Consider the following 2,761-nt stretch of genomic DNA (forward strand, 5'->3'; position numbering starts at 1 on the left):
GGTTGTTCTCGAGTACACCAAATGGTGCTGAAGCGAGCGCGATGCTTTACAGTATCGTCGAGACCGCGAAAGCCAATGGGCTCATCCTCTACGACTACATGGTCAAGTGCATGCAAGAGTTAGCGAAATCTGAGCCTGATATCGATGCGCTCCTACCTTGGAACTTCAAGCATTAGCAAGATCGCCCCGTGGGTTTATGGGGCGTTTACTGTTGATCCAGTAATTGATCAACAATAATATGGCAGGATCAAACAAGTTTTCGTCAATCTCATGCTTTTACACGTTCAGTATCGGAAGGCATCTACGCCAGTCGTCTTTTGGACCAATCGCATGACAACATCGCCAACATTGAAGAGGTGATGATGTTAACTGGGCCAGGCGACACCCCAGACTTTTTGATAGTGCAAGAAAAAATCGACACTGAGCACGAACTTATCAGCACTTTGAACTATGCCCTCGGCTTAGTGGAGGAACAAGGACTATCGGTGTACGACTACTTTGACATTCATGATCTAGAAGAAGATACCCAAGCGATTTTCCAGCAGAGTCAATTACGCCGCCCCTAAAGGAGTGGGCTTGTAAAAGCCAAGTTGACCAGACCACTTGGAGAGGGTTTAAACCAAGTAGACGATATTTTGGAAAGAGATACCATTAGATACCGCCTCAGTCTGATGCTCTATCGTGGCACTGTAAACAGTCCTAAAGCGTTATGGACAGTCAACCACATCTAAAGCCTTAATATCTGGTCGAGAGGAAGTCGGATCTTACAAGCACCTCAAGTTTGTAAGCACGCATAACTCGAAGGAGAAACACGCTATGTTCGTGTTTGTACTTAACAAAAATGGTAAAGCACTTATGCCATGTAAACCTCAAAAAGCAAGAGTATTGCTTAAAAGAGGCGATGTAAAAGTGATTAAAAGAACACCTTTTACCATCAAATTGGTTGGTGGCAGCTCAGGTTATAAGCAAAAGCTTGTTGCTGGCATGGATACTGGTAGCAAAACCATCGGGTATGCTGTTGTCGGTCTTGGTCAGGTAATATATCAAAGCCAAGTTGCACTGAGACAAGACGTATCAAAGAAGATGGAGCAGCGAGCTATGTATCGTCGTAATCGACGTGGGCGCAAGTGCCGTTATCGCCCTGCCCGATGGGCTAATAGAGCTTCTATGCGAGCTAATGGACGCCTAGCGCCAAGCCTTAAATCAAAGCTCGACTCGCATTTGAGGGAGCGTGACTTTGTTGAATCAATCTTGCCAATCAGCGAATGGAAAGTTGAGACTGCAAGCTTTGACATTCACAAGATCACAAACCCCGACGTTGTGGGTGTTGACTACCAAAAAGGTGCTCAGAAAGGCTTCTACAATACCAAGGCGTATGTACTTCATCGCGATGGGTACAAGTGTAAATCAGGGCGGAAAGGTAAACATAGCAACAAGCTGCATGTGCATCATATTGTTTTCCGTTCGAACGGTGGCACAGATACACCAACGAATTTGATTACCCTTTGCGAAACCTGTCACCGTGACCTACATGCTGGGAAGTTTGAGCTAAAGGTAAGAAAGTCGCGGACTAAACATGCAACTGAAATGGGCATCCTCAAGTCTCGCTTAAAAAGTGTGTGGTTATTCACCGAGACGTTTGGTTACGAAACAAAATTTAAGCGAGAGCAGGTGCTTAAGTTAACCAAGGAGCACTACTTTGATGCTGTTGCTATTTGCTTGGAAGATGGTGAGTTAATTACTCAAAACGAAACTGTGTACTTCAAGCGACATGTTTCAAAAGGTGATTACCAACTAACTAAAGGTGCAAGATCGGAGAAGCAGATCCCCGTTGGCAAACTCTTTGGACTTAAAAAACATGACCTGATCTCAACCCCACAAGGTACAGGCTTTGTAAAAGGAAAGCGGAGCACTGGATACTTTGCGCTAGAGACAATTACAGGTGAGAAGATTCACGCTTCTGCCAACGTTAAGAAAAATACGGTTCGACTATCAGCCCGAACTACAACATTAATACAACAAATGGAGGCGGCATTTCCTCCCGCAGCTAAAGCAACGGGTATCCTTGCCGCATAATGATGAACGGTATTGGTATCACTGCCATCCAAACCGCACTCAAGGCGACATATGAAGTTCAAACTCCCTCCACTTTGTCAATGATTGATTTAATTCCGGTGCTGAACCAGCCGAACAAAAATGAGCTACTGCTGCCGATAATGCTTTCAGCATCAACAGAAGGTAGAAAAGAACTTCGCCACTTTTTAAATTCAGAGAAACAGTACCAGCGATAGCCAATTGCATACAAAATTACACTCACAAATTACAATTAAGCGTAATATTACACCTTAAACAGAATTAAGGATGTAAAATTACACCATGTGACTTAGCAATTTCGGCTCTTCGACGTTTCAAGTGGATTTCAATATTTCAGCGGCAGGGCTCGCTATCATGTAGATCATGGTGATGAAAGTGGCTGTATTTCTATAGCCTCGAGTCCTCGACCTCGCGGCTTGAAATAAACTGTTCAGACCTTCCATTCGCGCATTAGTATAACCTGAACTCGGGATAAAAAAAGAAGGGAACTAAAAGCTGGTTCTGCGATCAGATCTTTCGATCAAGAGAGACTTATCACAAGGAACCAGCTATGCACAAATTAGTGGACTTATTTTGCCATGTCGATGACTTTTGTCAGGCTTTTCTACCCCAGTGGCAAAAACTTCAGCTTGAGAGCGGCGTACGGAAGCGTAATCGCAAAGGCCGA

Annotated in this window: 4 protein-coding genes and 2 pseudogenes; 5 read left to right on the forward strand and 1 reads right to left on the reverse strand. The window is 44.3% G+C overall.

The annotated features are described in order from the left end of the window. The 4 genes from VTH8203_RS19655 to VTH8203_RS19670 form a co-directional block, all read left to right on the forward strand. Positions 1 to 176, forward strand: a 176-nt coding sequence (locus VTH8203_RS19655) for a transposase domain-containing protein (RefSeq protein ID WP_167385805.1), incomplete at its 5' end; no start/stop codon positions are given. Positions 177 to 359: 183 nt separating this feature from the next. Beyond that, positions 360 to 566, forward strand: coding sequence for a hypothetical protein (locus VTH8203_RS19660; protein WP_158296199.1), 207 nt, complete (start codon positions 360 to 362; stop codon positions 564 to 566). 250 nt (positions 567 to 816) lie between these two features. Continuing rightward, positions 817 to 2,076 carry an RNA-guided endonuclease IscB gene (gene iscB, locus VTH8203_RS19665; RefSeq protein ID WP_096995182.1) on the forward strand — a complete coding sequence of 420 codons (1,260 nt, stop codon included), beginning with the start codon at positions 817 to 819 and terminating at the stop codon, positions 2,074 to 2,076. Next, positions 2,076 to 2,291 (forward strand): hypothetical protein, encoded by a 216-nt coding sequence (locus tag VTH8203_RS19670; protein WP_096995183.1) that lies wholly within the window; start codon positions 2,076 to 2,078, stop codon positions 2,289 to 2,291. Before iscB ends, VTH8203_RS19670 begins: the two co-directional genes overlap by 1 nt. Before the next feature lie 117 nt (positions 2,292 to 2,408). On the opposite strand, the pseudogene VTH8203_RS19675 reads toward VTH8203_RS19670, so the two are convergent. Further along, positions 2,409 to 2,549 (reverse strand): annotated as a pseudogene (locus VTH8203_RS19675) (transposase); the annotation flags it as partial. Positions 2,550 to 2,644: 95 nt separating this feature from the next. Between VTH8203_RS19675 and VTH8203_RS25800 the strand changes: the two are divergent. Beyond that, positions 2,645 to 2,761, forward strand: a pseudogene (locus VTH8203_RS25800) (IS982 family transposase); the annotation flags it as partial.

Source organism: Vibrio thalassae, assembly GCF_900089835.1.
Classification (GTDB): domain Bacteria; phylum Pseudomonadota; class Gammaproteobacteria; order Enterobacterales; family Vibrionaceae; genus Vibrio; species Vibrio thalassae.